The sequence below is a fragment of the Agrococcus beijingensis genome, from assembly GCF_030758955.1.
In the GTDB taxonomy this organism is placed as follows: domain Bacteria; phylum Actinomycetota; class Actinomycetes; order Actinomycetales; family Microbacteriaceae; genus Agrococcus; species Agrococcus beijingensis.
In genome coordinates, this window is the sequence record NZ_CP132360.1 from 327,446 (window position 1) to 352,613 (window position 25,168).

At 72.0% G+C, this 25,168-nt stretch carries 17 protein-coding genes; 10 read left to right on the forward strand and 7 right to left on the reverse strand.

Features of this window, described 5'->3' with window-relative positions; translation table 11 throughout:
• The first annotated feature begins 220 nt into the window (after positions 1 to 220).
• Positions 221 to 5,926 (forward strand): peroxidase family protein, encoded by a 5,706-nt coding sequence (locus Q9250_RS01490; RefSeq protein WP_306232807.1) that lies wholly within the window; start codon positions 221 to 223, stop codon positions 5,924 to 5,926.
• 78 nt (positions 5,927 to 6,004) lie between these two features.
• Here the strand turns inward: Q9250_RS01490 and Q9250_RS01495 are convergent, their stop codons facing one another.
• Entirely contained in the window at positions 6,005 to 8,044 is a 2,040-nt protein-coding gene (locus Q9250_RS01495; RefSeq protein WP_306232808.1) for a M3 family metallopeptidase, read from the reverse strand.
• 52 nt (positions 8,045 to 8,096) lie between these two features.
• On the opposite strand from Q9250_RS01495, the gene Q9250_RS01500 reads away from it, so the two are divergent.
• Together Q9250_RS01500 and Q9250_RS01505 are read left to right on the forward strand one after the other, a co-directional pair.
• A complete protein-coding gene (locus tag Q9250_RS01500; RefSeq protein ID WP_306232809.1) occupies positions 8,097 to 8,891 on the forward strand; it encodes a methyltransferase domain-containing protein in 795 nt (264 codons plus the stop codon).
• 106 nt (positions 8,892 to 8,997) lie between these two features.
• Positions 8,998 to 9,639, forward strand: a complete 642-nt coding sequence (locus Q9250_RS01505) for an ArsR/SmtB family transcription factor (protein WP_306232810.1) — start codon at positions 8,998 to 9,000, stop codon at positions 9,637 to 9,639.
• Positions 9,640 to 9,775: 136 nt separating this feature from the next.
• Here Q9250_RS01505 and Q9250_RS01510 read toward each other — a convergent pair whose 3' ends face one another.
• The 4 genes from Q9250_RS01510 to Q9250_RS01525 all read right to left on the reverse strand — a co-directional run bounded on the left by Q9250_RS01510 (position 9,776) and on the right by Q9250_RS01525 (position 14,655).
• Positions 9,776 to 10,003 (reverse strand): hypothetical protein, encoded by a 228-nt coding sequence (locus tag Q9250_RS01510; RefSeq protein WP_306232811.1) that lies wholly within the window; start codon positions 10,001 to 10,003, stop codon positions 9,776 to 9,778.
• The gene (gene valS / locus Q9250_RS01515) at positions 10,003 to 12,579 is read right to left on the reverse strand and encodes a valine--tRNA ligase (RefSeq protein WP_306232812.1); all 2,577 of its coding nucleotides are present in this window, start codon (positions 12,577 to 12,579) and stop codon (positions 10,003 to 10,005) included. Before valS ends, Q9250_RS01510 begins: the two co-directional genes overlap by 1 nt.
• Before the next feature lie 114 nt (positions 12,580 to 12,693).
• Positions 12,694 to 12,870, reverse strand: coding sequence for a hypothetical protein (locus Q9250_RS01520; RefSeq protein ID WP_306232813.1), 177 nt, complete (start codon positions 12,868 to 12,870; stop codon positions 12,694 to 12,696).
• Between the two features lie 435 nt (positions 12,871 to 13,305).
• Complete coding sequence (locus Q9250_RS01525; protein ID WP_306232814.1) at positions 13,306 to 14,655, reverse strand: MFS transporter; 1,350 nt, start codon at positions 14,653 to 14,655, stop codon at positions 13,306 to 13,308.
• Positions 14,656 to 14,730: 75 nt separating this feature from the next.
• Here Q9250_RS01525 and Q9250_RS01530 point away from each other — a divergent pair, with 75 nt between their 5' ends.
• Positions 14,731 to 15,345: a TetR/AcrR family transcriptional regulator gene (locus tag Q9250_RS01530; protein WP_306232815.1), complete on the forward strand. Its 615-nt coding sequence runs from the start codon at positions 14,731 to 14,733 to the stop codon at positions 15,343 to 15,345.
• A 156-nt stretch (positions 15,346 to 15,501) separates the two neighbouring features.
• On the opposite strand, the gene Q9250_RS01535 is transcribed toward Q9250_RS01530, so the two are convergent.
• Positions 15,502 to 16,356 carry an aminotransferase class IV gene (locus Q9250_RS01535; RefSeq protein ID WP_306232816.1) on the reverse strand — a complete coding sequence of 285 codons (855 nt, stop codon included), beginning with the start codon at positions 16,354 to 16,356 and terminating at the stop codon, positions 15,502 to 15,504.
• Positions 16,353 to 16,832, reverse strand: a complete 480-nt coding sequence (locus Q9250_RS01540; protein WP_306232817.1) for a hypothetical protein — start codon at positions 16,830 to 16,832, stop codon at positions 16,353 to 16,355. The genes Q9250_RS01535 and Q9250_RS01540 overlap by 4 nt, the downstream gene beginning before the upstream one ends.
• Before the next feature lie 164 nt (positions 16,833 to 16,996).
• Between Q9250_RS01540 and Q9250_RS01545 the strand changes: the two genes are divergently transcribed.
• The 6 genes from Q9250_RS01545 to Q9250_RS01570 all read left to right on the forward strand — a co-directional run bounded on the left by Q9250_RS01545 (position 16,997) and on the right by Q9250_RS01570 (position 25,161).
• Positions 16,997 to 18,220 carry a sensor histidine kinase gene (locus Q9250_RS01545; protein WP_306232818.1) on the forward strand — a complete coding sequence of 408 codons (1,224 nt, stop codon included), beginning with the start codon at positions 16,997 to 16,999 and terminating at the stop codon, positions 18,218 to 18,220.
• The gene (locus Q9250_RS01550; protein ID WP_306232819.1) at positions 18,208 to 18,888 is read left to right on the forward strand and encodes a LuxR C-terminal-related transcriptional regulator; all 681 of its coding nucleotides are present in this window, start codon (positions 18,208 to 18,210) and stop codon (positions 18,886 to 18,888) included. The genes Q9250_RS01545 and Q9250_RS01550 overlap by 13 nt, the downstream gene beginning before the upstream one ends.
• Positions 18,885 to 19,733 (forward strand): hypothetical protein, encoded by an 849-nt coding sequence (locus Q9250_RS01555; protein WP_306232820.1) that lies wholly within the window; start codon positions 18,885 to 18,887, stop codon positions 19,731 to 19,733. Before Q9250_RS01550 ends, Q9250_RS01555 begins: the two co-directional genes overlap by 4 nt.
• A gap of 228 nt (positions 19,734 to 19,961) precedes the next feature.
• Positions 19,962 to 23,324, forward strand: a complete 3,363-nt coding sequence (gene ileS / locus Q9250_RS01560; RefSeq protein WP_422665059.1) for an isoleucine--tRNA ligase — start codon at positions 19,962 to 19,964, stop codon at positions 23,322 to 23,324.
• Positions 23,321 to 24,778, forward strand: coding sequence for a bifunctional folylpolyglutamate synthase/dihydrofolate synthase (locus Q9250_RS01565; RefSeq protein ID WP_306232821.1), 1,458 nt, complete (start codon positions 23,321 to 23,323; stop codon positions 24,776 to 24,778). Before ileS ends, Q9250_RS01565 begins: the two co-directional genes overlap by 4 nt.
• Positions 24,775 to 25,161, forward strand: a complete 387-nt coding sequence (locus Q9250_RS01570) for a DUF4233 domain-containing protein (RefSeq protein WP_306232822.1) — start codon at positions 24,775 to 24,777, stop codon at positions 25,159 to 25,161. Before Q9250_RS01565 ends, Q9250_RS01570 begins: the two co-directional genes overlap by 4 nt.
• The last annotated feature ends 7 nt before the right edge of the window (positions 25,162 to 25,168 follow it).

Here is a 25,168-nt window from a genome sequence, read left to right on the forward strand (position 1 = left end):
AGGCAGAAACCGAGAACCTGCGGATGCGGTGCACAACTCCACAGGGTGGTCTGAGTCGGTGCGTCTTGAGTGTTGGGGTGCCCGAGAACGAGTCTTCTTGGCAAGCAAGCAAGGCTCATGGCACTGCAAGTTGCGACGGTCGTGGTAACGGAGCCGCGGACGACTATGGGCCTCCCTCGGCGGGCGCAGCTCGTCGAGCAACGCAACCAGGAGTATTCCCGTGCACAAGCTCAACCCCAGCAGCTGGTCCCCACCTCCACGTCGCAGTGCCAAGCTGCGGCGCAACGTCATCGGCCTGACCGCGGCCTTCGCCATGGTCGTCCCACTGGCCATCGTCAGCGCGCCCGCGCCCGCGCTCGCCGTCACCGACGAGACCCCGTCGTTCGTGCTGAACCAGAACGACCTCGAGTTCATCCTCCGGCAGGTCCAGATCTCCGAGGCGCACGCCGCCGATGAGGCCGACCCGAGCAACTACACCTACGTCTGCGCGGATCCGAGCGACCTGAGCGGCACCTGCGTCACCAACGTCGCGCAGCCCGGTGGCGTGCGCACGGTCGACGGCAGCTACAACAACCTGATCGCCGGCCAGTCGGAGTTCGGCTCCGGCGGCCTCCCCTTCCCGCGGCTGCTCGACCCCGAGTGGCTGCAGGGTGAGGCGCCGCCGCCGTTCGCGCCGCCCAACGCTCCCGGCGTCACGGCCAGCTGCGAGGCGGGGCTCACCTGCTACACGCAGACCGAGGGCTTCGTCTACGACTCGGACCCGCGAATCATCAGCAACCTGATCGTCGACCAGACCACCGGCAACCCGGCGATCGTCAACCAGCTCGACGCGGGCACGGCGACGCTGCTCCCGCAGGACCCGAACGTGCCCGACCTCGACCCCGACACCGAGATGGTGAGCACGCCCAACACAGCGCCCGACGAGGCCCTGTCCGCTCCGTTCAACACCTTCCTGGGGTTCTTCGGCCAGTTCTTCGACCACGGTCTCGATCTGGTCAAGAAGGGTGGCAACGGCACCCTCGTCGTGCCGCTCGAGCCCGACGACCCGCTGTACGAGGCCGGGTCGCCCACGAACTTCCTCGTGCTCACCCGAGCGACTCGCGCCGACGACGCCGCTGGCAACCCGACGACGGAGCACACGAACCTGACCACGCCGTTCGTCGATCAGAACCAGACGTACGCGTCGCACCCGGCGCACCAGGTCTTCCTGCGCGAGTACGCCCCGGGCGGCGGTGCGACCGGCAAGCTCATCGAGGGCGCCGCCGGCGGCATGGCGACCTGGACCGAGGTCAAGGACCAGGCCCGGACCATCCTGGGCATCGACCTCACCGACGCCGACGTGCTGGCCGTGCCGCAGCTGGTCGTCGACCCGTACGGCAACTTCGTGCCGGGACCGCTGCGCGGCATGCCCCAGCTCATCGTCTCGACCGGACCGGGTGTCGACGACATCGCGTTCCGCGAGGGCGACCCGGGTGCCCCCGTCTCGACGGCCGGCGCGCTCACCACGGGCACCGCCTTCCTCGACGACATCGCGCACGGCGCCACCCCGGTGTTCGACGCGAACGGCAACCTCGTCCCGCAGTACGACGAGAACGGCCAGCCGACCACGGACATCCTCAGCGGCTACAACAACGTCGCGCTCGGCGAGCACTTCATCGCCGGGGACGGTCGCGTCAACGAGAACATCGGCCTCACCGCGGTGCACGCGGTGTTCCACGCCGAGCACAACCGCATGGTGGAGCAGATCGAGGCGCTGCTGAACGGCGACCCGAGCACGGCATTGCTGCGCAACGACCAGACGATGGCCGACCCCGCACTGCTGGCCGAGTTCGCGAAGGCGTTCCGGGGCGAGGCGCACGCCTACCCCTCGGCCGTGCCCGAGCTCGCCCTGCCGCAGCCGCAGGCCGATGACTGGACCTACGAGCAGCGCCTGTTCCAGGCGGCGAAGTTCGCCACCGAGATGCAGTACCAGCACATCGTCTTCGAGGAGTTCGGACGCACGATCTCCCCCTCGATCGATCCGGTGGTCTTCAACGAGAACAGCTACAACCCCGCCATCGACCCGGCGATCATGGCCGAGTTCGCCGATGTGGTCTACCGCTTCGGGCACTCGATGATGACCGAGGAGATCGGCCGCGAGGATGTGCCAGGCACCGCTGCCGTGGAGTCTGACGTGTCGCTGCTCGACGGCTTCCTCAATCCGGATGCCTTCGACGACGGAGGCGCGCTGACGCCAGATCAGGCGGTGGGTTCCCTCATCGACGGCATGACGTCGCGCGTCGGCAGCCAGATCGACGAGTACGTCACCGACACGCTGCGCAACAACCTGCTCGGCCTGCCGCTCGACCTCGCCACCATCAACATGGCGCGAGCTCGAGACGTCGGCATCCCGCCGCTGCAGACAGCGCGCGAGGAGTTCTTCCGGCTCACCGGCGACTCGTCGCTCGAGCCCTACAGCGACTGGGTCGACTTCGGGCTCGGGCTGCGCAACGGCAACAACTTCGGGCGTGGCGGCAACAACGCCTCGCTGGTGAACTTCGTCGCCGCCTACGGCACCCACCCGACCGTCGAGGCGGCGACCACGGTCGTCGGTCGTCGTGCGGCGGCCTCGCTGCTCGTCAACGGTGCACCGGTCGGCAGCGAGTTCATCTCGCGGTTCCCGGGCGCCAGCCGCTTCCACACCGCCGCGCTGTTCTCGCAGCGCCACTACGAGCCGGGCATCGACACGGTCTACGTGACGAACGGCCTCAACTTCCCCGACGCGCTGTCGGCCGGAGCCCTGGGCAAGCCCATCCTGCTCGTGCCGCCGGGCTCCGCGGGAACCATCCCGGCCGAGACCCACGAGGAGCTGCTGAGGCTCGCGCCCGGCCGCATCGTCGTGCTCGGCGACACGGCTTCGGTCGGCGCCAACACCGTGCTCGCGCTCAACGCGATCTCGGCGACCGACGCTCCGGTGACCCGGATCGCAGGCCCGAACCGCTACGCGACCTCCGCAGCCATCTCGGCGACCTTCACGGGTCCGGTCGAGCGGGTGTTCATCGCGAACGGCGAGAACTTCCCGGATGCGCTGGCCGGTGCAGCGGTCGCTGCGCAGGGCAACTCGCCCGTGCTGCTCGTGACGCCGAACGGGATCCCTGCGGTCATCGCCGCAGAGCTCCAGCGGCTCAACCCGCCGGAGATCGTGGTCCTCGGTGGTACGCCCTCGGTGAGCGCGGCAGTCGCCACGCAGCTCGACGCCTTCACGACCGGCCCCGTCATCCGGCTCGCCGGTGCGAGCCGGTACGACACGGCGGTCGAGATCAGCAAGCAGTTCTTCCCGACCGGAGCCGATCGCGTGTACGTGACGACCGGCACCAACTTCCCCGACGCGGTCACGGCGGCTCCGGGTGCAGGCCTCAACGGCTCGCCCATCCTGCTGCTCCCGCCGACCGGGATGACGCCGGCCATCCGGGCCGAGATCGAGCGCCTGGCACCCACCGAGATCTTCATCCTCGGTGACACCAACTCGGTCAGCGCGGCGACCGAGCTGAACCTCGCCTCGCTCGCACCGACGCCGCTCACGGCGCCGGCGGACCGGCTCGAGTTCATGAACAGCACGGGAGCCTGGGCTGACGCCAACGGCGGCACGACGACCGGTCTGGAGTCGGTCGACCTCTGGGTCGGCGGTCTGGCGGAGAAGATCGACGCCTTCGGCGGCATGCTGGGATCGACGTTCAACTACGTCTTCGAGACGCAGCTCGAGAAGCTGCAGTTCGGCGACCGGTTCTACTACCTGTTCCGCAACCCCGGCGTGCAGCTGTTCGCTGCGCTCGAGGGCAACTCGCTCTCGGATCTCATCCAGCGCAACTCCGACGCATCCAATCTGCCGGCGAACATCTTCTCGCTGAACGAACAGATCCTCGACCTCGACGCTCTGCCGAACCCGCTCCCTGCGGGTCTGCTCCAGGGCGCCGATGGCAGCTGGCGCTGGTCGGGAGTGGAGCACCTCGAGCTGCACGGCACCGCGGGACCGGACAACATGTCCGGCGACGAGGGTGACGACTCGCTCTGGGGCTACGAGGGCAACGACAGGATCGAGGGCGGCGGGGGCAACGACTCGCTCGTCGGCGGTCCTGGTGACGACATCATCACTGACTCGTTCGGCGACGATGTCATCCACGGCGACCAGGGCAACGACGCCATCCACGTCGGCGCCGGCATCGATCTCGCGATCGCGGGCCTCGGCGACGACTTCGCGGTCAATGGCGGCGGCGGCGCGGGCTCCTCGTTCTTCATGGGGATGGGCGACGACGTCGTGACCGGCACCAGCGGGCGCGCCACGGTGTTCGGCGGCGAGCAGCACGACTGGGTCGAGGGCGGCTCCCACGCCGACCTCCTCCAGGGCGACAACGCCGACCAGCAGCAGGACGACACGCTGGGTGGCAGCGACGTGGTGCTCGGCCGGCTCGGCAACGACGACATCGAGGGCGAGGGCGGTGACGACATCCTCGTCGGCGCCGCCGTCGGCACCGACCGTCACCTGGGCAACCTCGGGTTCGACTGGCTGACCTACTACGGCCAGACGGCGAACGTGACGGCTGACTTCGCGTTCACGAGCCTCGTCGATCCGAACAACCCGCTGCGGTCGCGGTTCGACCAGCTCGAGTCCCTCTCGGGCGGTGCCGGCAACGACACACTCCGCGGGCCGCTGATCGCGCCGACGGAGATCCCTGCCCACCTGCTCCCGCTGGAGCGGGCGACCGAGGCCAGCATCGATCTCGTCGACGGCCTGGAGGGCCTGCTCCGGCCGACCCCCGAGACCGACTACGCAGCGCGCCTCATCGGGCCGCCCGATCCTGCCGCCACGGGGATGAACATGGTCATCCTCGGTGGTCCCGGCGACGACACCGTGGAGGGCAGGGCCGGCGACGACTTCCTCGACGGCGACGCCATGCTCCGGGTCCAGCTGCTCGACTCCGCCACCGGCCAGCGCTACGACAGCGCGAACGACGTCGAGGCGCGCGTCTTCGCGGGCACGGTGAACCCGGGCAACCTCGACATCGTGCGGGAGATCGTCTCCGTCGATGGCGGGAGCGACACATCCGTCTACAGCGACGTGATGGCCGCGTACACGATCACGCAGGGTGCCCCCGGGTACTGGCAGGTCGAGCACGCCACGCAGGGCTCGGATGTCATCCGTGGCTTCGAGCGGCTGCAGTTCTCGGATGGCTGCGCGACGCTCAACGAGGCCGGCGACGCGTGGGAGGCCTGCGACACCACGTTCGCAGTCTCCCTGTCGACCGACACGCCGCTCGAGGGAGTCCCGGTCGTCGCGACGGTCGTGGCGCCCGACGGCACGAGCCCGCTCGACGCCAGCGCCTTCACCGGAGCTGAGTTCGTCTGGTTGGGCGGCAAGGCTGACTTCCCCGAGAACGTCACCGAGTGGGTTGAGCTCGCTCGACAGACTCCCGGGACGAGCAACGGGGCGACTCTGGCCAGCTCGTTCACACCCGGAGTGGAGGAGAACGGCATGTTCCTCCGCGTCTCGGTGACCTACAGAGACGGGTCCGGTGTCCTGCATACGGCGTCTTCCCCGGTCACCGGCAGCTTCGTCACGGTGCCCAACGAGCTGCCGGTCGGTCCGACACTCGTCTGGGACGAGGCCCCCGCCGCACCGACGGTCGGATCGTTGCTGATCGCCACCGAAGTGCTGGACGCCAACGGCCTCGAGGAGGGGACCGAGTTCGTCTACGAATGGACGAGCTCGACCGATCCGACGGTGCCGCCGGGCTCGACGGTGCTCGGCTCTGAGGTCGAGAGCTACCAGGTCGTCGCCGCCGACGTCGGCAGCTTCATACGGGTGACGGTCACCTACACCGACGCAGCCGGCTATGCCGAGACCGCGACCGCTGTGCTCGACGTGGCAGTCGTGGCGGCCACACCCTAGGGGCTGGGAACCCCGCAGGGGCGCTGCATCCTCACGGATGCAGCGCCCCTGTCGTGCGACTGCTCGGCGGCGGCGGCGCTATTCGGCCGCGTCGAGGCCGCGGCGCTTGAGCAGCGGCGCCAGCTCGGCGTCGCGGCCCAGGAAGTCGCGGAACGCGGCCAGCGGATCCTTCGACCCGCCCACGCCCAGCAGGCGCTCGCGGAAGCGCTGCCCGGCCTCGCGGATCGACGGCTGCTGCTTGAACCACTCGACCGTGTCGGCGTCCATGACCTCCGACCAGATGTACGAGTAGTAGCCGGCCGAGTAGCCTCCCGAGAACACGTGCTGGAAGTAGCCGGTCGAGTAGCGCGTCGGCACCGTCTCGCTCAGGAGGCCCACGCGGTCGAGGGCGTCCCGCTCGAACGCCGCGACATCCGTCACCTCGTCGCCCGCGACGCGCGCGTGCCACGCCTGGTCGAGCAGCGCGGCCGCCAGGTACTCGCTGGTGTCGTGCCCCTGGTTGAACGACTCCGACGCCTGCAGGCGGGCGATGACATCGGCCGGCAGCGGCTCTCCGGTCTCGATGTGCCGGGCGTAGTGCTCGACGATGCCCGGCCACAGCATCCACATCTCGTTGACCTGGCTGGGGAACTCGACGAAGTCGCGGAACACGTTCGTGCCGCCGAACGACGGGTAGGTGACCTGCGCGAACAGGCCGTGCAGCGCGTGCCCGAACTCGTGGAAGAGCGTGGTGGTCTCGTCGAACGTCAGCAGCGTGGGCGTGCCGGCCGGGGGCTTCGGCACGTTGAGGTTGTTCATCACCACCGTCGGGTGCTCGAGCAGCGCGTTCTGCTGGATCAGCGGGTTCATCCACGCGCCGCCGCGCTTCGAGTCGCGGGTGTAGAGGTCGAGCAGGTACAGGCCGACCTCCGAGCCGTCGTCGTCGCGCACCTCGAACACCCGCACGTCGGGGTGGTAGCCGACCAGATCGGTGCGCTCCTCGAAGGTGACGCCGTACACCTGGGTCGCCGCGTAGAAGACGCCGTCGCGCAGCACGCGCTCGGCCTCGAAGTAGGGGCGCAGCGCCGCCGTGTCGACGTCGAAGCGGGCGGTGCGCTCCTTCTCGGTCCAGTACGCCCAGTCCCAGGCGGCGAGCTCGTAGGGCTCGCCGGCAGCGTCGATCTGCGCCTGCAGCGCGGCGGCCTCCGTGCGCGCGTTGGCGGCGGCGGGCTTCGCCAGCTTCGTCAGCATCGCCATCACGTTGTCGGGGCTGCCGGCCGTCTCGTCAGCGGTGATCGCATGCGCGTGCGTGGCGAAGCCCAGCAGCTGCGCGCGCTCTGCGCGCAGGGCGGTGAGCTCGACGACGGTGTCGCGGTTGTCGTGCTCGTTGCCGCGGGTGCCGCGGGCGAGGGATGCCTCCAGCACGCGCCGTCGGACGTCGCGGTTCGTGAGCGAGGCGAGCCACGGGTGGCCGGAGAACAGCGGCAGGGTGATGAGCCACTTGCCCTCGAGGCCGCGGTCGGCCGCCGCGGCGGCCGCCGCCTCGATCTCGCCCGAGCTGAGGCCGTCGAGCTCGGCCTCGGTGTCGATGACCACGGCCAGGTCGTTGGTGTCGGCCTGCAGGTGCTTGTCGAAGCGCGTGGTGAGCGTCGCGATCTGCTGGTTGAGCTGCTTGAGGCGGTCGCGGGCCGCCTCGTCGAGGCCCGCGCCGGCGACGGTCATCTCGGTGTGGCGGCGCTCGACCAGGTAGCGCTGCTCGTCGTTCCATGCGGGGTCGGGGCTCTGGTGCAGCGCCGCGACGCGCGCGTAGAGCGACGGGTCGAGCGTGATCGCGTCGGCGTGCGCGGCGAAGCGCGGCGCGTAGCGCTCCTCGAGCTCCTCGAGGAAGGGCGAGGAGTCGGTCGAGGTCATGCTCCAGAAGACGTGCGCGACCCGCGACAGGATCGCGCCGCTGCGCTCCAGCGGCACCATGGTGTTCTCGAACGTCGGGGCCGCGGCGTCGTCGATGACAGCGCGGACCTCCTCGAGCTGCTCGGCGAAGCCCGCCTCGAGCGCCTCCTCGTAGTGCTCCTCGCGGATCTCGGCGAACGGCGGCAGCTGGTACGGGAGCGCGCTGGGCGTCAGGAAGGGGTTGGTCATGGCACCCACCCTAGGTTCTTCCGCCCGGGGTTCCTGGTCATACACTCGCGGCATGGCGCAGGTCACCTACTCCCACGGGCACCACGCGAGCGTCGTCGCCGCGCACGCCGCCCGCACCGTCGCGAACTCGGCGGCATACCTCTCGCCGCTCGTCGAGCCCGGCATGAGGATCCTCGACGTCGGCTGCGGCCCGGGGTCGATCACGATCGACCTCGCGCGCCGGGTGGGCGACCGCGGCCGGGTCGTGGGCATCGACATGAGCGCCGAGGTGGTCGAGACCGCTCGGACGGCGGCGGCGCTCGCGGGGGTCTCGAACGTGGAGTTCCACGTCGGCGACGCGTACGACCCGACGCCGGGGGAGCGGTACGACGTGGTGCACGCGCACCAGGTGCTGCAGCACCTCGGGCGGCCGATCGATGCGCTCGCCGCCTGGCGGCGCGTGGGCGACCTCGTCGCCGCCCGTGACGTGATCTACTCGGCCACGGTCATCCATCCGCTCACCCCCGAGCTCGCCCTCTGGCGCAAGGTGATCGTCGCGCTGCAGGCGGCGAACGGCGGCGACGGCGATGCGGGCGCCAAGCTGAAGTCGTGGGCGCGCGCCGCGGGCTTCGCGAGCGTCGAGACCGACGTCGAGACGTGGTGCTTCGAGTCGCCGCACGGCCGCGCGTTCTGGGGCGGGCAGTGGGTCGAGCGCGCGCTGCACTCGGCCTTCGCCGACGGCAGCGAGCGTCATGGGCTGGCGGATGCCGCCCAGCGCCAGGCGATCTCGGACGCGTGGGGTGCGTGGCAGGCCGCCGACGACGGATGGATGGCGATGCTGCACGGCTGGATCCTCGCCCGAGGCTGACCGCGCGGAAAGCCGACCTCGGCGGTCGGCCACGGCCTTCGGCGACGGGCAATCACTTGTCAGATACCTCTTGCAAAGAGGTGTTTGCAAAGAGTATTCTGGATGCATGCCCGACGCCGCCGTCGACGGATCCGGCGGCGCGAGCGAGACCGCGGCCGTCGCTCCCGATGCCCTGAGCCTCGACTCGCTCAAGGCGCTCGCCCACCCGCTGCGCGTGCGGATCCTGCACGAGCTGACGACCCGCGGCCCGCAGACCGCCTCGTCGCTCGCCGCGACGCTCGGCGAGTCGACGGGCTCGACCAGCTATCACCTGCGGCAGCTCGAGGCGAAGGGCTTCATCGCTGAGGACTCCGAGCGCGGCACCGCGCGCGAGCGGTGGTGGCGCCGCGCCGTCGACCAGCTGCAGGTGTGGACGAAGGAGCTCGCCGACGCGCCCGAGGGCCGTGCGGCCTCAGCGACCGTGCTCGGCGCCTGGGCGCAGCACGACAGCGCGCTGCTCGCCGCCTTCGTCGCCACCGGCGAGGAGCGCTACGACGAGCCCACGCTCGACGCCGCGCGCGTCTCGAGCCGCTCCGCGACGCTCAGCGCGAGCGAGCTGCACCGGCTGACCCGCCAGGTCGACCGGCTCGTGCGCGACGCCATCGCGGCGTCGGGCGCCGAGGCCGGCGAGCACGACTCCGCAGACCCCGTCCCCGCAGACCCCGTCCACCGCATCCAGATCCAGTTCAACGCCTTCCCGATCGACTGATCGGGAAGCACCCAGGAGGAGACACCATGCCCAAGCACGAGCCGCACCCCGTCACCATGCCCATCGCCGTCGTCAACGACGCGTTCGTGATGGCGCAGATCCTCACCCGCCCGATGCGGTAGGCGGGTCTGCCGCGTCAGTCGCGGCCGACCACCACGTCGTCCCCGTCGAGGCGGATCGTCGTGCCGTCGTCGAGCTCGACGACCGGCTGACCCTCGAGCCACGTGAGCGTCCAGCGCCACGCCGAGGTGTCGGCGCCCAGCTCGACGAGCGTGCGCTCCTCGTCGTCGATCGCCGCGCGCATCGCGACCGGCACCGACTGCGGGGCCTCGCCGCCGACGCTCCACCGGGTGCCGATCTGCATCAGGCCTCCTCGAGCACGATCTCGCCGACGGCGAGCTCCGCGCCGTCGACGATCGAGAGCTCGCGGATGCGTCCCACGGCCTTCAGGTCGTCGGCTGCGGCCTCCAGGTGCTCGCGCAGCGCCTCGGGCACCGCGATGACCGCGGAGGCGACGGGCGTCTTCTGGCTTGCCTTCGCATCCGTCTTCGCCCGTCGGATGCCGATGAGCGCCTGGCCCACGGAGGCGAGCATGCCGGTGGCGCTGAGGCCCTCGCCGAGCTCGTCGGCCGTCGGCCACGCGGCGACGTGGATCGACGAGTCGTGCGACCACGACCAGACCTCCTCGGTCGCGAACGGCAGGAACGGCGCAAGCAGTCGCAGCTGCACGTCGATGGCGGCGCGCAGGGCGGCGATCGCCGAGCCGCGGCCGGCCTCGTCGCCCGAGTACGCGCGCTCCTTGACGAGCTCGAGGTAGTCGTCGCAGAAGGTCCAGAAGAACCCCTCGGTCGCCTCGAGCGCCTTCGCGTGGTCGTAGCCCTCGAACGCGCGGGTGGCGGTGCGCACGACGCCCGCGAGCTCGGCGAGCATCTCGCGATCGAGCCGCTCGGTGATCTCGCCCGGCGCGCCCTCCATCGAGAGCACGAACTTCGCCGCGTTCAGCACCTTCATCGCGAGGCGCCGGCCGATCTTGATCATCTTCGGGTTCTGCGGGTCGAGCGTGGCGTCGACGCCCAGGCGCGACGAGGCCGCCCAGTAGCGCACGCCGTCGGAGCCGTGCTCCTCGAGCATGCCCAAGGGCGTCACGACGTTGCCCTTCGACTTCGACATCTTCTTGCGGTCGGGGTCGAGGATCCAGCCCGAGAGCGCGGCGTGCTGCCACGGGGCGCGGCCGTCCTCGAACTTCGAGCGCAGCAGCGTCGAGAACAGCCAGGTGCGGATGATGTCCTGGCCCTGCGGGCGCAGGTCGAAGGGGGTGAGCTTCGACCACAGCTCGGGGTCGTCGCACCAGCCGCCCGCGAGCTGCGGGGTGAGCGACGAGGTCGCCCAGGTGTCCATGATGTCGAGCTCGCCGACGAAGCCGCCGGGCACGCCGCGCTGCGCCTCGTCGAAGCCGTCGGGCCCATCGATCGAGGGGTCGAGCGGCAGCTGGTCGGGGCGGGGCAGCAGCACGCGGTCGAAGTCGGTCTGCCCCTCCTCGTCGAGCCCGTACCAGACGGGGATCGGCACGCCGAAGAAGCGCTGGCGCGAGATGAGCCAGTCGCCGTTGAGGCCGTGCACCCAGTTCTCGTAGCGGGTGCGCATGTGCTCGGGGTGCCAGACGATCTCGCGGCCGAGGCGCACGAGCTCCTCACGCAGCTGCTCGTCGCGGCCGCCGTTGCGGATGTACCACTGGCGCGTCGAGACGATCTCGAGCGGCTTGTCGCCCTTCTCGAAGAACTTCACCGGGTGCTGCACGGGCTTGGGGTCGCCGATCATCTTCCCGGCCTCCTGCAGCAGCTCGACCATGCGCTTCTTGGCGCTGAAGGCGGTCTTGCCGGCGAGCTCGCCGTAGGCGGCCTTCGCCGCCTCGCTCGAGAGCGCCTCGGGCGGCTCGGCGCCGAAGCGGCCGTCGAAGCCGATCACCGAGCGGTTCGGCAGGTCGAGCTCCCGCCACCAGGTGACGTCGGTGACGTCGCCGAAGGTGCAGATCATCGCCACGCCGGTGCCCTTGTCGACCTGCGCGAGCTCATGCGCGACGAACGGCACCTCGACGCCGAACACCGGGGTGGTCACGGTGGTGCCGAACAGGTGCTGGTAGCGCTCGTCGGACGGATGCGCGACAACGGCCACGCAGGAGGGCAGCAGCTCGGGGCGGCTCGTCTCGATGCGCAGGTCGCCGTCCTCCGAGGTGAACACGATCGTGTGGTAGGCGCCGGGCTGGTCGCGATCCTCGAGCTCCGCCTGGGCCACGGCGGTGCGGAACGTGACGTCCCACAGCGTCGGCGCATCCGCCTGGTACGCCTCGCCGCGCTCGAGGTTGCGCAGGAACGCGAGCTGCGACGTGCGGCGCGCGTCGTCGGAGATCGTGCGGTAGGTCTGCGACCAGTCGATCGAGAGGCCGAGGGTGCGCCAGAGGTGCTCGAAGCGCTCCTCGTCCTCCTCGGTCAGCCGCTCGCAGAGCTCGATGAAGTTGCGGCGCGAGATGGGCAGCTGGTCGGCCGCCTTCGAGCTCTTGCCGTCGCCGCCCTCCTGCGGGGGCGTGAAGCCGGGGTCGTACGGCAGCGTCGGGTCGACGCGCACGCCGTAGTAGTTCTGCACGCGGCGCTCGGTGGGGAGGCCGTTGTCGTCCCAGCCCATCGGGTAGAAGACGTGCTTGCCGCGCATGCGCTGGAAGCGGGCGACCAGGTCGGTGTGCGTGTACGAGAACACGTGCCCGACGTGGAGCGAGCCGGAGGCGGTCGGCGGCGGCGTGTCGATCGAGTAGATCGCGTCGCGGTCGAGGCCTGCCGCATCGAAGCGATAGGTGCCGGCCTCCTCCCACTGCTGACCCCACTTCTCCTCGAGTCCTTCGAGGGCGGGGCGGTCCGGCATCCCGGGGCCTGCGGGCATGGCGCTCATGGCGTCTCGCTTTCGATGTGCGCGGCATCGCGTCGCGCCGGATCCTCGGGTCGAGGGCTCGGCTTGATGCCTGGTTGTGCTGGGGAACAGTCTACGACCGGTGCTTGCGCGGCCCTACTGCTGCTTGCGACGCATCCGCCACTGCAGCACCGCGGTGAGGGCGAGCGCGGCGGCGGCCACCAGGAACAGCGTGCGCGTCAGCGCGCTGTCGTTCAGGAGCCCGGCGATCGCGAAGCACGCGGCGGCGACGATCCAGATCCAGAGCGGTGCGGGCTTGCGCGAGATGGCCATGCCTCCACGCTAGCCGGGCGGCACGACGAGCCGTCGCACGCGGCCTGCGCGTCGCCGTGACGGCCGCACCGGGCGTCGAGCTCGCGCCCCCGTGCTCGCACCCTCGCCGTGTGCGCTGCAACCCTCACCGCTCTCCACTTTGCAGGTGACGCGGGTCGCTCGAGGGGAATGCTCCCTCGGGATACCGGGATCGCCTGCAAAACGGAACGAGGTCGCGGGCGAGGGCGGCGCGGTGGCCGGGCGGGGCAGTGGCCGGGCGGGGCAGTGGTCGGGCGGCGCGGTGGTCGGGGCGGCGACGGCGGCCGCAGCCTTCGCTCGTCTCGCACTGTGCAGGTGATCCGGGCCGATCGAGGGGAATGCTCCCTCGAGAGGCCCGGATCGCCTGCAGAACGGAACGGGTCGGCTTCGGTGCCGGTCAGCCGCAGCCGACGCCGCTCAGGCGGGCTCGGGCACGCGCTCCGGGGTGACCGCCTGTGCGGCGTCGGCGTCCTCGTCGCCGAGGTGCCGCATCCGCTGCGCGATGATCGCGCCGACCAGCGTCAGCGCCGACAATGCGGCGAGCACCAGGCCCGGGTGCCACCAGGCGCCGCCGGTCGCCGTGCCGAGCTCTGCGGTCAGGTAGGGGATGAAGCCCGACAGCACCGCGGCGATCGCGTACGCGACCGACAGGGCCGAGTAGGCGTGGCGCCCGCGGAAGAGCTCCTGCATGGTGCCGCCGAGCGCCGCCCACGAGGCGGTCGGCAGGATGCCGCCGACGACCATGAGCGCGACGAGCACCGCGAAGGTGGCGCTGCCCAGCAGCCAGTAGATGGGGAACGCGATCAGCAGCGTGCCGAGCGCGCCCAGCGCCACCACGCGGGCCGAGCCGATGCGCACCGCGAGCACGCCGAACAGCGGCACGGTGACGAACTGCAGCAGGCCGCCGATCGTGGCGGCGGCGAGCAGCTGCATCTCGTCGAAGCCCAGCGAGACCACGCCGTAGCCCATCGTGTAGGTGTTCATCAGCGAGTAGGAGCCGATGCCGAGCAGCGCGACCAGGATCGCGACGCCGAAGGCTGCCGGCTGCGTGCGGATCGCCGCCCACACGGGGTTCTTCTCGCGCTCGCCCTTGGCCGCGAGCTCCTTGAACACCGGCGTCTCGTCGATCGACCAGCGCAGGTAGAGCGAGACGGCGATCAGCGGGATCGCCAGCAGGAACGGCACGCGCCAGCCCCAGGCGACCATCGCCTCCGGGCCGAGCCCGAAGAACATCGCCAGCATCAGCCCGCCCGCGGCGACCGAGCCGATGGGGGAGCCCAGCTGCGGCAGCGAGGCGAAGAAGGGTCGTCGTCGGGCGTCGGCGTGCTCGGTCGCGAGCAGCACGGCGCCGCCCCACTCGCCGCCGAGCGACAGACCCTGCGCGATGCGCAGCACGACGAGCGCGACCGCGCCGAACATCGCCGTGCTCTCGCCGGTGGGCAGGAACCCGACGAGGCCCGTCGCTACGCCCATCAGTGCGATCGTGATGAGCAGCGTCGAGCGGCGGCCGATGCGGTCGCCGAGGTGGCCGAACAGCACGGCTCCGATGGGGCGCACGACGAACGCGATGCCGATCGTCGCGAACGAGGCGAGCAGTGCGCCGGTGTCGCCGAGCGCCGAGAAGAAGAAGGGGCCGGCGAAGAACGCGGCGAAGTAGGAGTAGGTGTAGAAGTCGTAGGACTCCAGCGCGGTGCCGACGGTGGCAGCTGCGGCGACGCGGCGGGTGCTGGTCGAGCGGTGCGGTGTCGACTTGGTGGTGACGGTCACGGGTGCTCCTTGGCGGCGCCGCTGTCGGCGAGGTTTCTATACGGTGTGCAACATTAGTCCTGGAAGGAGATTCCCATGGCATCCACGTCAGCGCGAGGTCCGGGGCGACCGAGGGCGTCGAGCAGGGCGACGATCCACGAGGCCGCCCTCGAGCTCTTCCTCGAGCGCGGCTACGACGCGGTGAGCCTCGACGACATCGCCCGCCGTGCCGGCGTCTCGCGCGGCACGCTCTTCGCCTACGTCGACGCGAAGGCCGATGCGCTCTGGGGGTCGCTCGACGCCGCGATCGAGCGGGCGTCGGATGCGTTCCAGTCGACGACCGACGACCCCCAGGCGGGCAAGGCGGTCACCAGGCTCATCGACGCGGCGGTGCGCGCGGTGGAGCCCTGGGGCACGGCGCCGCCGACGGTGCTCCGCGACGCGGCGGCGATGGGTGCCGCGGCACCGCTGCGCGACGGTGCGGCGGCCCGCCTGCAGCCCCTCGCCGACCGGGCGGCGCTCGCGATCGCGCTCGAGTGCGACGAGCTCCCCGAGTCGCCGGAGGCCGCCGTCGCGCCGGTCGCGATCCTCGCCGCCGCGTGCGCTGCCCTCGTCGCGTGGGCGGCCACGCCCGCCAGGCCGCCCGCGGCCGAGGCGCTGCGCGCGGCGCTCGCGCCGCTGGCGGCGCTGGCTGAGACGGCTCAGGCGTAGACAGCGGGCCGGGACGGCCCCGCCGAGACGGGCCGGGACGGCCCCGCCGGGACAGCCCGGTCGAGACCGCCCGGGCCGGGACAGCCTTGCCGGGACAGCGCCGCCGAGACAGCCCGGTCGAGACCGCCCGGGCCGGGACGCCGAGACCGCTCGGTCCTAGACCTCGAGGATGCGTCGCAGCGCGGCGTCGAGCGGCGACCGCGGCAGCTCGGTGCCGTCGACGCTCGTCACCGCGGCGAGCAGCCGGCCGGAGGAGAGCAGCCACGCGCCATCGGCGGTGCGCAGGTCGGCGGCGACCATCGGCGCGAACGCGACCTCGATGCCCGCGGCCGGCGCGTCGCGCATCAGGTGCTCGAGCGTCAGCGAGGCGAGGATGCCGTCCTGCGGCGGCGTGAGCAACCGCCCGCCGCGGTCGACGACGAGCGTCGACGTCGGCCCCTCGAGCAGCTGGCCCGACGGCGCCACGAACACGACGTCGTCGAAGCCGCGCTGCGCCGCGTGCCGCTTGGCCGCCATGTTGATCGAGTACGACAGGCTCTTCGCGCCCGGCAGCAGCCACGGCATGCTCGCGACCTCGTCGCCGTCGTGGCCCCGCCCCAGCAGCGTGATCGCCACGCCGTGCTCCCGCTCGCGGGCGACGGATGCGCCCAGGGGCGCCATGAGCGCGAAGGCCGTCGCGTCGCCGCCCCCCTCGGGCCCGCGCGTCAGCACGAGCCTGATGACGGCCTCCGGGTGCTCGGCGAAGTCCCAGGCGGCGACGAGCGCGTCGATCGCGCGCCCGTAGCCTGCGCGGTCCGGCGCCGGCAGCTGCAGGATCTCGGCCGAGCGCTCGAGCCGGTCGAGGTGCTCCTCGCGGTCGCGCACGTGCCCGGCGCCGTCGGGGCCGCGCCGCGCGAGCGTGGCGTCGAAGACGCCGTCGCCGCGCACCACGCCCAGGTCGTCGGCACGGATCAGCGGGTGGGCGACGTCGACGATCGAGCCGTCGAGGAGGGCGAGCAGGGGCGTGCTCATGCGGTGCCCGCGCAGAACTCCTGCAGCGCCGAGACCTGCTCGCCGAGCTCGGTCAGGCCGGCGACGACGCGCTCGAGCCCCGCGGCGTCGCCGCTGGTCAGCGAGCCCTGCGCGTCGGCCACGACGGCGTCCCATCCCGACTGGATCTCGGCGATGCGCTCGAGCAGCTCCGGGTCGGTGACGCGCACCTGCAGATCGCCGACGCGGTTCGAGATGCTCCCGACGAGCGCGAGGGCGCCGAACGGGTCGGAGCCGACCATCTCGACGACGCGACCGACGTCGGTCGCGATGCCCTGCACATCCGCCACCACCTGCGCGCACTGCTGCGCCTGCGTCTGCTCGCCCGCGGGCTCGCTGGTCGAGGGGTCAGGGACGGGCGTCGGCGACGGCGTGGGCAGCAGCCCGCACCCGGTGAGCAGGAGCCCGGTCGCGACGATCAGGCCTGCTGCGGCATGGCGGATGCGGGTGTCGGTCATGCGATCGAGGGTAGTGCCGGGGTCTGTGGGCCGGGCCTGACCCGGGCCCGCGGGCGGGCACAGCGGATGGGTCGGCAGTGGGGGTCCGGCGGTGGGGGATAGCCCCCGGAAGCCGTCGGGATCTCCACCGGGCGCGGGCTCCCGGCGCGGCCTAGCGTGGAGCCATGCAACGCACCCGCTCCATCCTCGCGACGATCGCGCACCTGGTCGTGCTCGGCTCCGTCGGCATCCCCGTGCTCGTGAGCATCGTGGTCGTCGCCGCGACCGGCATCGCCCTGCTGGTCGTGATCGTGGGCGTGCTGCTGCTGCTGCTGGCCATGCTGATGATGCTCGCCGTCTCGTGGTTCGAGCGGGAGCGGGTCGCCGGCCTCTACGGCGCGCCGGTGCCGCCCGCCGTGCTGCGGACCTCGCACCGCACCGACTGGCTGCGGCCTCTGCACCGGGTGCTGCGCATCACCACCGACGGCGCCAACTGGCGCGCGCTGCTCAGCTTCTTCATCGCCAGCCTGCTGGGCGCCATCACGCTCACGCTCCTCTCGCTCGCAGGCCTCGGCGTGCCGCTCGCGTTCGCGGGCCTCGGCGACGCCGAGGTGGTGCGCGTGCCGCTCACCTCGATCCCCGTGCCGGTCGAGTGGGCGCCGCTGCTCGGCATCCTCTCGGTGGTCGCCGGCATCGCCGGCACCATCGGCCTGGCGCTCGCGCACCGCAACGTCACGCTCGGCCTCCTCGTGCCCGACGAGCGCGAGCAGCTCGAGGCGCGGGCCCGCGACGAGCGCGAGCGCCGCCAGGGCGCGGTGCAGGCCGCCGACTACGACCGCACCCGCATCGAGCGCGACCTCCACGACGGCGTGCAGCCGCGGCTGGTCTCGATCGCGATGCAGCTGGGCATGGCCCGCGACCGCATCGAGCAGGATCCGGAGGGCGCGCGCCGGCTCATCGACGAAGCCCACGCGTCGTCGAAGACGGCCGTCACCGAGCTTCGTCAGGTGGCGCGCGGCATCCACGTCGCCGTGCTCGACGACCGCGGCCTCGACGCCGCCGTGTCGGCCATCGCCGCCCGCAGCGTCATCCCGGTCGAGATCGACGCCAGGATCGAGCAGCGGTGCTCCCGCGAGACCGAGACCGCCGTCTACTTCGCCATCGCCGAGGCGATCACCAACGCGCAGAAGCACGGCCGCGCGAGCCGCATCCGGGTCGCGATCCGCACCCGCGAGCACTCGCTGTGGGCCCGCATCGAGGACGACGGCATCGGCGGCGCCGAGCGCCTGCCCGGCGGCGGCATCGACGGCCTCGCCAACCGCATCGCCGGCGTCGGCGGCACCCTCACCCTCACCAGCCCCGCCGGGGGCCCGACCGCGATCGAGGTGGACGTCCCGTGCGCATCCTGATCTGCGAGGACAGCGTCCTCCTCCGCGAAGGCATCGCCCGCCTCCTCACCGACGCCGGCCACGACGTCGTCGCCCAGCTGCCCGACGCCACGGCGATCGAGGCCGCGGTGCGCGACACCGACCCGGATCTCGCCATCCTCGACGTGCGGATGCCCCCCACTCGCACCAACGAGGGCATCCTCGCCGCCATCGGCATCCGCTCGCGCGGCGACCGGCCGCGCGTGCTCGTGCTCTCGCAGTACGTCGAGGAGCGCTACGCCGCCGACCTGATCGCCAGCAGCCCGGCCGGCTTCGGCTACCTGCTGAAGGACCGCGTCGCCGACGTCGCCGACTTCCTGCAGGCCGTCGAGCAGGTGGCCGGCGGGGGCACCGTGCTCGACCCCGAGGTGGTCAGCCAGCTGCTCGCCCGGCGTCGCCGCGACGCCCGCATGGAGCGGCTCACGCCGCGCGAGCGCCAGGTGCTGGCGCTCATGGCCGAGGGCGGCGCGAACCAGACCATCGCCGACCGCCTCTACATCTCTGCGGGCAGTGTCGAGAAGCACATCTCTGCGGTCTTCCAGAAGCTCGAGCTCGAGCCCGAGGACGGCAACCGCCGCGTGCTCGCGGTGCTCGCCCACCTCGACGCACCCCTCACCGACCAGAACGACGTGCCCGGAGGCATCCGATGACCACCATCAACCCCACGCCGAGCGCTCCCGCCTCGACCCGCCCCGGTCGCTGGATCAGCGTGCTGCTGATCGTGCTCGGCAGCATCGGACTCGTCTTCGGCGTCACCGGCGGCGTGGTGCGCGGCTTCGCCTCGCACGGCGCGACCGACCAGTCGTGGACGGCCGACGCCGAGGGCGTGCGCGAGCTGCGCATCGAGAGCTCGGCGAGCCGCTTCGAGCTGCTCTTCGCCGACGTCGACGAGGCGACGCTCGTCGCGGAGTCCGACGGCGGCCCGGTGCAGCGGTGGAACCTCGAGCGTCGCGGCGACACTCTGGTCGTCGGCACCGACTGGCGCTGGGACTGGGTGGGCTTCGGGCGGCTCTTCGACGACGGCATCGGCGACGAGCGCGCCACCCTCACGGTGCCCGAGGAGCTGCAGGCCGGCGGCCTCGACCTCGACGCCGACATCTCGGCGGGCAGCTTCACCGCCGACGCCGACCTGGCGCTCGCGCGGATCGACCTGAGCGCCGGCGAGTTCGACCTCGCGGGCTCGGCCGAGCAGCTCGAGCTGCACGTCAGCGCCGGCGACGGCCGGGTCGAGATCGACTCGGCGTCGAGCGTCGTGCTCGACGTCAGCGCCGGCCGCATCAGCGGCGCGCTGACCGGCAAGCAGCCCGACTCGATCGTCGCGAGCGTGAGCGCCGGCGACATCGACATGATGATCCCCGACGGCGAGTACGCCGTCACCGAGGACGCCTCGGCGGGCAGCTCCGACGTCGACGTCGTCAGCGACTCGCGCGCCGCGGCCACCATCGACGTCGACGTGAGCGCCGGCAGCGTGACGCTGCGGGGCGTCTCGCGGTAGCATCGAGGCACACGCATCGATCCGGCCATCACCGGGGAGCGGTCGGGAGAACAGCGGCTCAGCATCGGCAGGTGCGGCGCCACCCAGTAGATCCGAACGGGGCAGGCCCGTCACAGCCGCAGGCCTGAGGCTCAGGCACGAAGCGGCAGATCTGCGATCTGCAAGCGGGGTGGTACCGCGCGAGAGCGTCCCCGCATCCGTCAGACCCGAGGATGCAGGAGACCCAGCGTGACCGATCAGACCCAGCCCCGTGGCCGCTACCCGCTCTCCGGTGACGCGAGCGTCGTCGCCAGCCCCGACCTGCCGGCGATCGAGACCGGCATCCTCGCCTTCTGGAAGGGCGACGACACCTTCAGGGCGTCGCTCGAGCAGCGCCAGGGCTGCGAGGAGTGGGTCTTCTACGACGGCCCGCCGTTCGCGAACGGCCTGCCGCACTACGGCCACCTGCTCACCGGGTACGCGAAGGACGTCTTCCCGCGCTTCCACACGATGCGCGGCAAGCAGGTGCCGCGCGTGTTCGGCTGGGACACCCACGGCCTGCCGGCGGAGCTCGAGGCGATGAAGCAGCTGGGCATCACCGAGAAGGCCGAGATCGAGGCGATGGGCGTCGACGTCTTCAACGCGAAGGCGCGCGAGTCGGTGCTGCAGTACGTCGACGAGTGGCAGGCCTACGTCACCCGCCAGGCGCGCTGGGTCGACTTCGAGGGCGGCTACAAGACGCTCGACCTCACCTACATGGAGAGCGTCATCTGGGCGTTCAAGACGCTCCACGACAAGGGCCTCGCCTACGAGGGCTACCGGGTGCTGCCGTACTGCTGGCGCGACGAGACGCCGCTGTCGAACCACGAGCTGCGCATGGACGACGACGTCTACCAGGACCGCCAGGACACCACGCTCACCGTCACCTTCCCGCTCTCGGGCGAGCGGGCGGATGCGTTGGGACTGACGGGCGTGAAGGCCCTGGCATGGACGACGACACCGTGGACGCTGCCCACGAACCTCGCGCTCGCGGTCGGCCCGGGCGTGCAGTACGCCGTCGTGCCCGCCGGCCCCGAGGGCACCAGCGCCGGCCACCCAGGCGCCGGCGAGGGCGACTTCCTGCTCGCCGCCGACACGGTCGCCGGCTACTTCAAGGACCTCGGCTACGGCTCCGCCGAGGACGCCGTGGCCGCGGCGACGCGCACGCTGCCGGGCAGCGAGCTCGCGGGCATCACCTACGAGCCCCTCTTCGATTTCTTCGCCGACGCATCCGTCTGGGGCACCGAGCACGCGTTCCAGATCCTCGTCGACGACTACGTCGCCACCGGCGAGGGCACCGGCATCGTGCACCAGGCGCCGGCCTACGGCGAGGACGACCAGCGCGTCGCCACCGCCGCCGGCATCCCCACCATCCTCTCGGTCGACGACGGCGGCCGGTTCCTCGACGTCGTCGCGCCGGTCGCCGGCCAGCAGGTCTTCGACGCGAACAAGCCGCTGTCGAAGCTGCTGAAGGACGCCGGCCGGGTGCTGCGCCAGGCCTCGTACGTGCACTCCTACCCGCACTGCTGGCGCTGCCGCAACCCGCTCATCTACAAGGCGGTCTCGAGCTGGTTCGTGAAGGTCACCGACTTCAAGGACGACCTGCTCGCCGCCAACGAGCAGATCAACTGGGTGCCCGAGAACGTCAAGCACGGGCAGTTCGGCAAGTGGCTCGAGGGCGCCCGAGACTGGTCGATCAGCCGCAACCGCTACTGGGGCAGCCCGATCCCGGTGTGGAAGAGCGACGACCCCAACCACCCGCGCGTCGACGTGTACGGCTCGCTCGACGAGCTCGAGCGCGACTTCGGCGTGCGCCCGACCGACCTGCACCGGCCGGCGATCGACGAGCTCACCCGCCCGAACCCCGACGACCCGACCGGCAGGAGCACCATGCGCCGCATCGAGGACGTGCTCGACGTCTGGTTCGACTCGGGCTCGATGCCGTTCGCGCAGTTCCACTACCCGTTCGAGAACGAGGCCTGGTTCGAGGCGCACAGCCCCGCCGACTACATCGTCGAGTACATCGGGCAGGCGCGCGGCTGGTTCTACGTCATGCACGTGCTGTCGGTGGGCCTGTTCGGGCGGCCGGCGTTCGAGAACGTCATCAGCCACGGCATCATCCTCGGCGACGACGGCTTCAAGGCGTCGAAGTCGCGGCGCAACTACCCCGACGTGAACGAGTCGTTCGACACGTACGGGTCGGATGCGGTGCGCTGGAACCTGATGCAGGGCTCGATCCTGCGGGGCGGCAACTTCGTCGTCTCGGAGGAGGGCATCCGCGAGGCGCTGCGGCAGTTCCACCTGCCGCTGTGGTCGACCTGGTACTTCTTCTCCACCTACGCGAACCGCGCCGCCGACGGCGCGCCGTACCTCGCGAAGCGCAGCACCGCATCCGCCGACGTGCTCGACCGCTACATCCTCGCCAAGCTGCGGCAGACGGTCGAGGCGGCGACGGCGAGCCTCGAGCGGCTCGACGCGACCGGCGCGACGCTCGCGGTGCGCGAGTTCCTCGACGTGCTCACCAACTGGTACGTGCGGCGCTCGCGCGACCGCTTCTGGCAGGGCGTCGCCGCCGACGGCCCGGCTGGGACGAGCGCGGGCGCCGAGGCGTTCGACACCCTCTGGACGGTGCTCGAGACCCTCACCCGCATCGCCGCGCCGCTGTCGCCGCTCGTCACCGAGGAGGTCTGGCGGGGACTGACCGGCGGCCGCTCGGTGCACCTGACGGACTGGCCGGATGCGTCGGCGCTGCCGGCCGACGACGCCCTCGTCGCGCAGATGGATGCGGTGCGCGCGGTCGCGAGCGTCGGCAACGCCCTGCGCAAGCAGGCGCGGAAGCGCGTCAGGCTGCCGCTGCCGACCCTCACGGTCGTCGGCGACGTCGATGTGGCGGCATTCCGGGCCGTGCTGCAGGACGAGCTGAACGTGCGCGAGGTCGTGCTCGAGCCCGCCGGCCCCGACGCGCTCGAGCGCTACGGCATCTCGCGGCGGCTGCAGGTCAACGCCCGCGCGGCCGGCCCGCGCCTCGGCAAGGACGTGCAGCGGGCGATCCAGGCGGCGCGCGCCGGCGACTGGAGCGTCGACGGCGAGGCGGTCGTGGCGGGCGGCATCGCGCTCGAGGAGGGCGAGTACGAGCTGGCGCTCGAGGTCGCCGACGAGACGGCTGCGGTCGGGTTCCTGCCCGGCGGCGGCTTCGTCGTGCTCGACACCGCCACCACGCCGGAGCTCGAGGCCGAGGGCCTGGCCCGCGACGTCGTGCGCGCCGTGCAGTCGGCGCGCAAGGATGCCGGCCTCGACGTGAGCGACCGCATCCGCCTCGTGCTCGGCTCCGACGCCCACGGCGTCGCCGCGCTCGAGGCCAACCGCGAGCTGGTGATGGGCGAGACGCTCGCCGTCGAGCTCGACCTCGAGCGCGTCGACGACACCATGGGCGAGCTGGCCGACGGCCGCACCGCGCACCGCGTGGGCGACGGGTCGCCGCTCGCCATCACGATCGAGCGGGCCGAGGGCGCCGCGGCCTCCTCCGCCGGCACGCACGCCACCGCCTACACCGCCGAGGGGGCGCAGGCATGACCGGCGAGACCGAGGGCCGCGAGCCCGACATCGACGACCGGATCCTCGAGGCGCTCGAGCACCGCGAGGCGGCCGAAGCGGCCTATCAGGCGCTGCTGGCCCGGGCGGGGGAGCAGGCGATCGAGCCGCGCATCGAGGCGACCCGTCGCGCCGTCGAGCTGCTCGGCGACCCGCAGCGCGCGTACCGCGTGATCCACATCACCGGCACCAACGGCAAGGGCTCGACGGCCCGCATCGCCGACGCGCTGCTGCGCGCGCACGGGCTGCGCACCGGCGTGCTGACGAGCCCGCACCTCGAGCGCGTCAACGAGCGCATCATGCTCGACGGCGAGCCGATCAGCGACGAGGCGTTCGCGCGCGGCTACGACGACGTCGTGCCGTTCCTCGAGATGGTCGACGCCGAGCTCGAGGCCGCGGGCGAGCGGACGCTGACGTTCTTCGAGGCGTTCACCGTGCTCGCGCTGGCCGTGATGGCCGACACCCCGGTCGACGTGGCCGTGCTCGAGGTCGGCATGGGCGGCACCTGGGACTCCACGAACGTCGCCGACGGCGACGTCGCGGTGCTCACGCCCATCGCGCTCGACCACACCAGCCGGCTCGGCACGACCGTCGAGGCGATCGCGCGCGAGAAGGCCGGCATCATCAAGCCCGACGCGATCGTGGTCTCTGCCGCGCAGGAGCCCGAGGCGCTCGCCGTCATCGAGGCCCGCGCCGACGAGGTCGGCGCCCGGCTGCTCGTCGAGGGGCGCGACTTCGCGCTCTCGGCCCAGTCGGTGGCGGTCGGCGGCCAGCTGATCACCGTGCGCGGCCTCGCCGCCGAGTACCTCGACCAGCTCGTGCCGCTGCTGGGCGCGCACCAGGGCGCCAACGCCGCGCTCGCGCTCGTCGCGGTCGAGGCGTTCCTCGGCGGCGGCACCCAGCCGATGACCGCCGAGGTGCTGGCCGACGGCTTCGCCGCCGCGACCTCGCCCGGCCGCCTCGACGTCGTGGGCGCGCAGCCGCTCGTCATCCTCGACGCCGCGCACAACCCGCACGGCGCCGAGGCGCTGCGGGCGGCGCTGGGGGAGTACTTCGGCCTCGAGCGCGTCACGCTCGTGCTCGGGGTGCTCGCCGGCAAGGACGCCTCGGGCGTGCTGCGCGCGCTCGAGCCGGTCATCGACGAGGTCATCGTCACCCAGTCGACCTCCGAGCGCGCGATGGACGCCGACGCGCTCGCCGCGCAGGCGGTGGAGGTGCTCGGCGCCGACCGCGTGCTCGTCGAGCCCGACCTCGGCACGGCCGTCGAGACCGCGCGGGAGTCGGCGACCGACCGTGGCGGCGCCGTCGTCGTGACCGGCTCGATCACCCTGCTCGGCGACGTGCTCGGCCACGCTCGCGAGGCCGGCTGGCTCACGCGGCCCGACGCGCGCCGCCAGGCCGCCACGGTCGAGATCACCGACGAGGAGCAGCGATGAGCACCCGTGCGCCGCGCCAGCGGCCCGCCCGCGGCGCGATGGAGTCGCTGCTGCGCATCACCCACACGCTGCAGTTCGCCGCGATCCTGTTCGGCGCGCTCGCCACCTGGGGCGTCACGCGCGACTGGCCCGCGCCGGTCGCGTTCCTCGGCGTGGGCGTGCTGCTGCTGGCGACCATGCCGGTGCTCAGCCGCCCGTGGGGGTGGCTCGTGAGCCTGCTGCTGCAGGTCGCGATCGGCGCGCTGACGGTGTTCGAGCCCGTCTGGGGCGTCGTCGCGGCGGTGCTCATCGGCCTGTGGATCTTCTGCTTCGTGAAGGCGCGCGGCATCGAGCAGCAGCGCCGCGCAGCCGGCCTCGATCCGCGCGGTGCGCCGGGCAGCTGAGTCGGCT

Coding starts and splice junctions, on each gene's coding strand:
- Q9250_RS01530 (WP_306232815.1), top strand. CDS start 14,731: ATGGCATCCACGTCAGCGCGAGGTCCGGGGCGACCGAGGGCGTCGAGC.
- Q9250_RS01565 (WP_306232821.1), top strand. CDS start 23,321: ATGACCGGCGAGACCGAGGGCCGCGAGCCCGACATCGACGACCGGATC.
- valS (WP_306232812.1), bottom strand. CDS start 12,579: ATGAGCGCCATGCCCGCAGGCCCCGGGATGCCGGACCGCCCCGCCCTC.
- Q9250_RS01545 (WP_306232818.1), top strand. CDS start 16,997: ATGCAACGCACCCGCTCCATCCTCGCGACGATCGCGCACCTGGTCGTG.
- Q9250_RS01570 (WP_306232822.1), top strand. CDS start 24,775: ATGAGCACCCGTGCGCCGCGCCAGCGGCCCGCCCGCGGCGCGATGGAG.
- Q9250_RS01520 (WP_306232813.1), bottom strand. CDS start 12,870: ATGGCCATCTCGCGCAAGCCCGCACCGCTCTGGATCTGGATCGTCGCC.
- Q9250_RS01535 (WP_306232816.1), bottom strand. CDS start 16,356: ATGAGCACGCCCCTGCTCGCCCTCCTCGACGGCTCGATCGTCGACGTC.
- Q9250_RS01500 (WP_306232809.1), top strand. CDS start 8,097: ATGGCGCAGGTCACCTACTCCCACGGGCACCACGCGAGCGTCGTCGCC.
- Q9250_RS01555 (WP_306232820.1), top strand. CDS start 18,885: ATGACCACCATCAACCCCACGCCGAGCGCTCCCGCCTCGACCCGCCCC.
- Q9250_RS01495 (WP_306232808.1), bottom strand. CDS start 8,044: ATGACCAACCCCTTCCTGACGCCCAGCGCGCTCCCGTACCAGCTGCCG.
- Q9250_RS01505 (WP_306232810.1), top strand. CDS start 8,998: ATGCCCGACGCCGCCGTCGACGGATCCGGCGGCGCGAGCGAGACCGCG.
- Q9250_RS01540 (WP_306232817.1), bottom strand. CDS start 16,832: ATGACCGACACCCGCATCCGCCATGCCGCAGCAGGCCTGATCGTCGCG.
- Q9250_RS01510 (WP_306232811.1), bottom strand. CDS start 10,003: ATGCAGATCGGCACCCGGTGGAGCGTCGGCGGCGAGGCCCCGCAGTCG.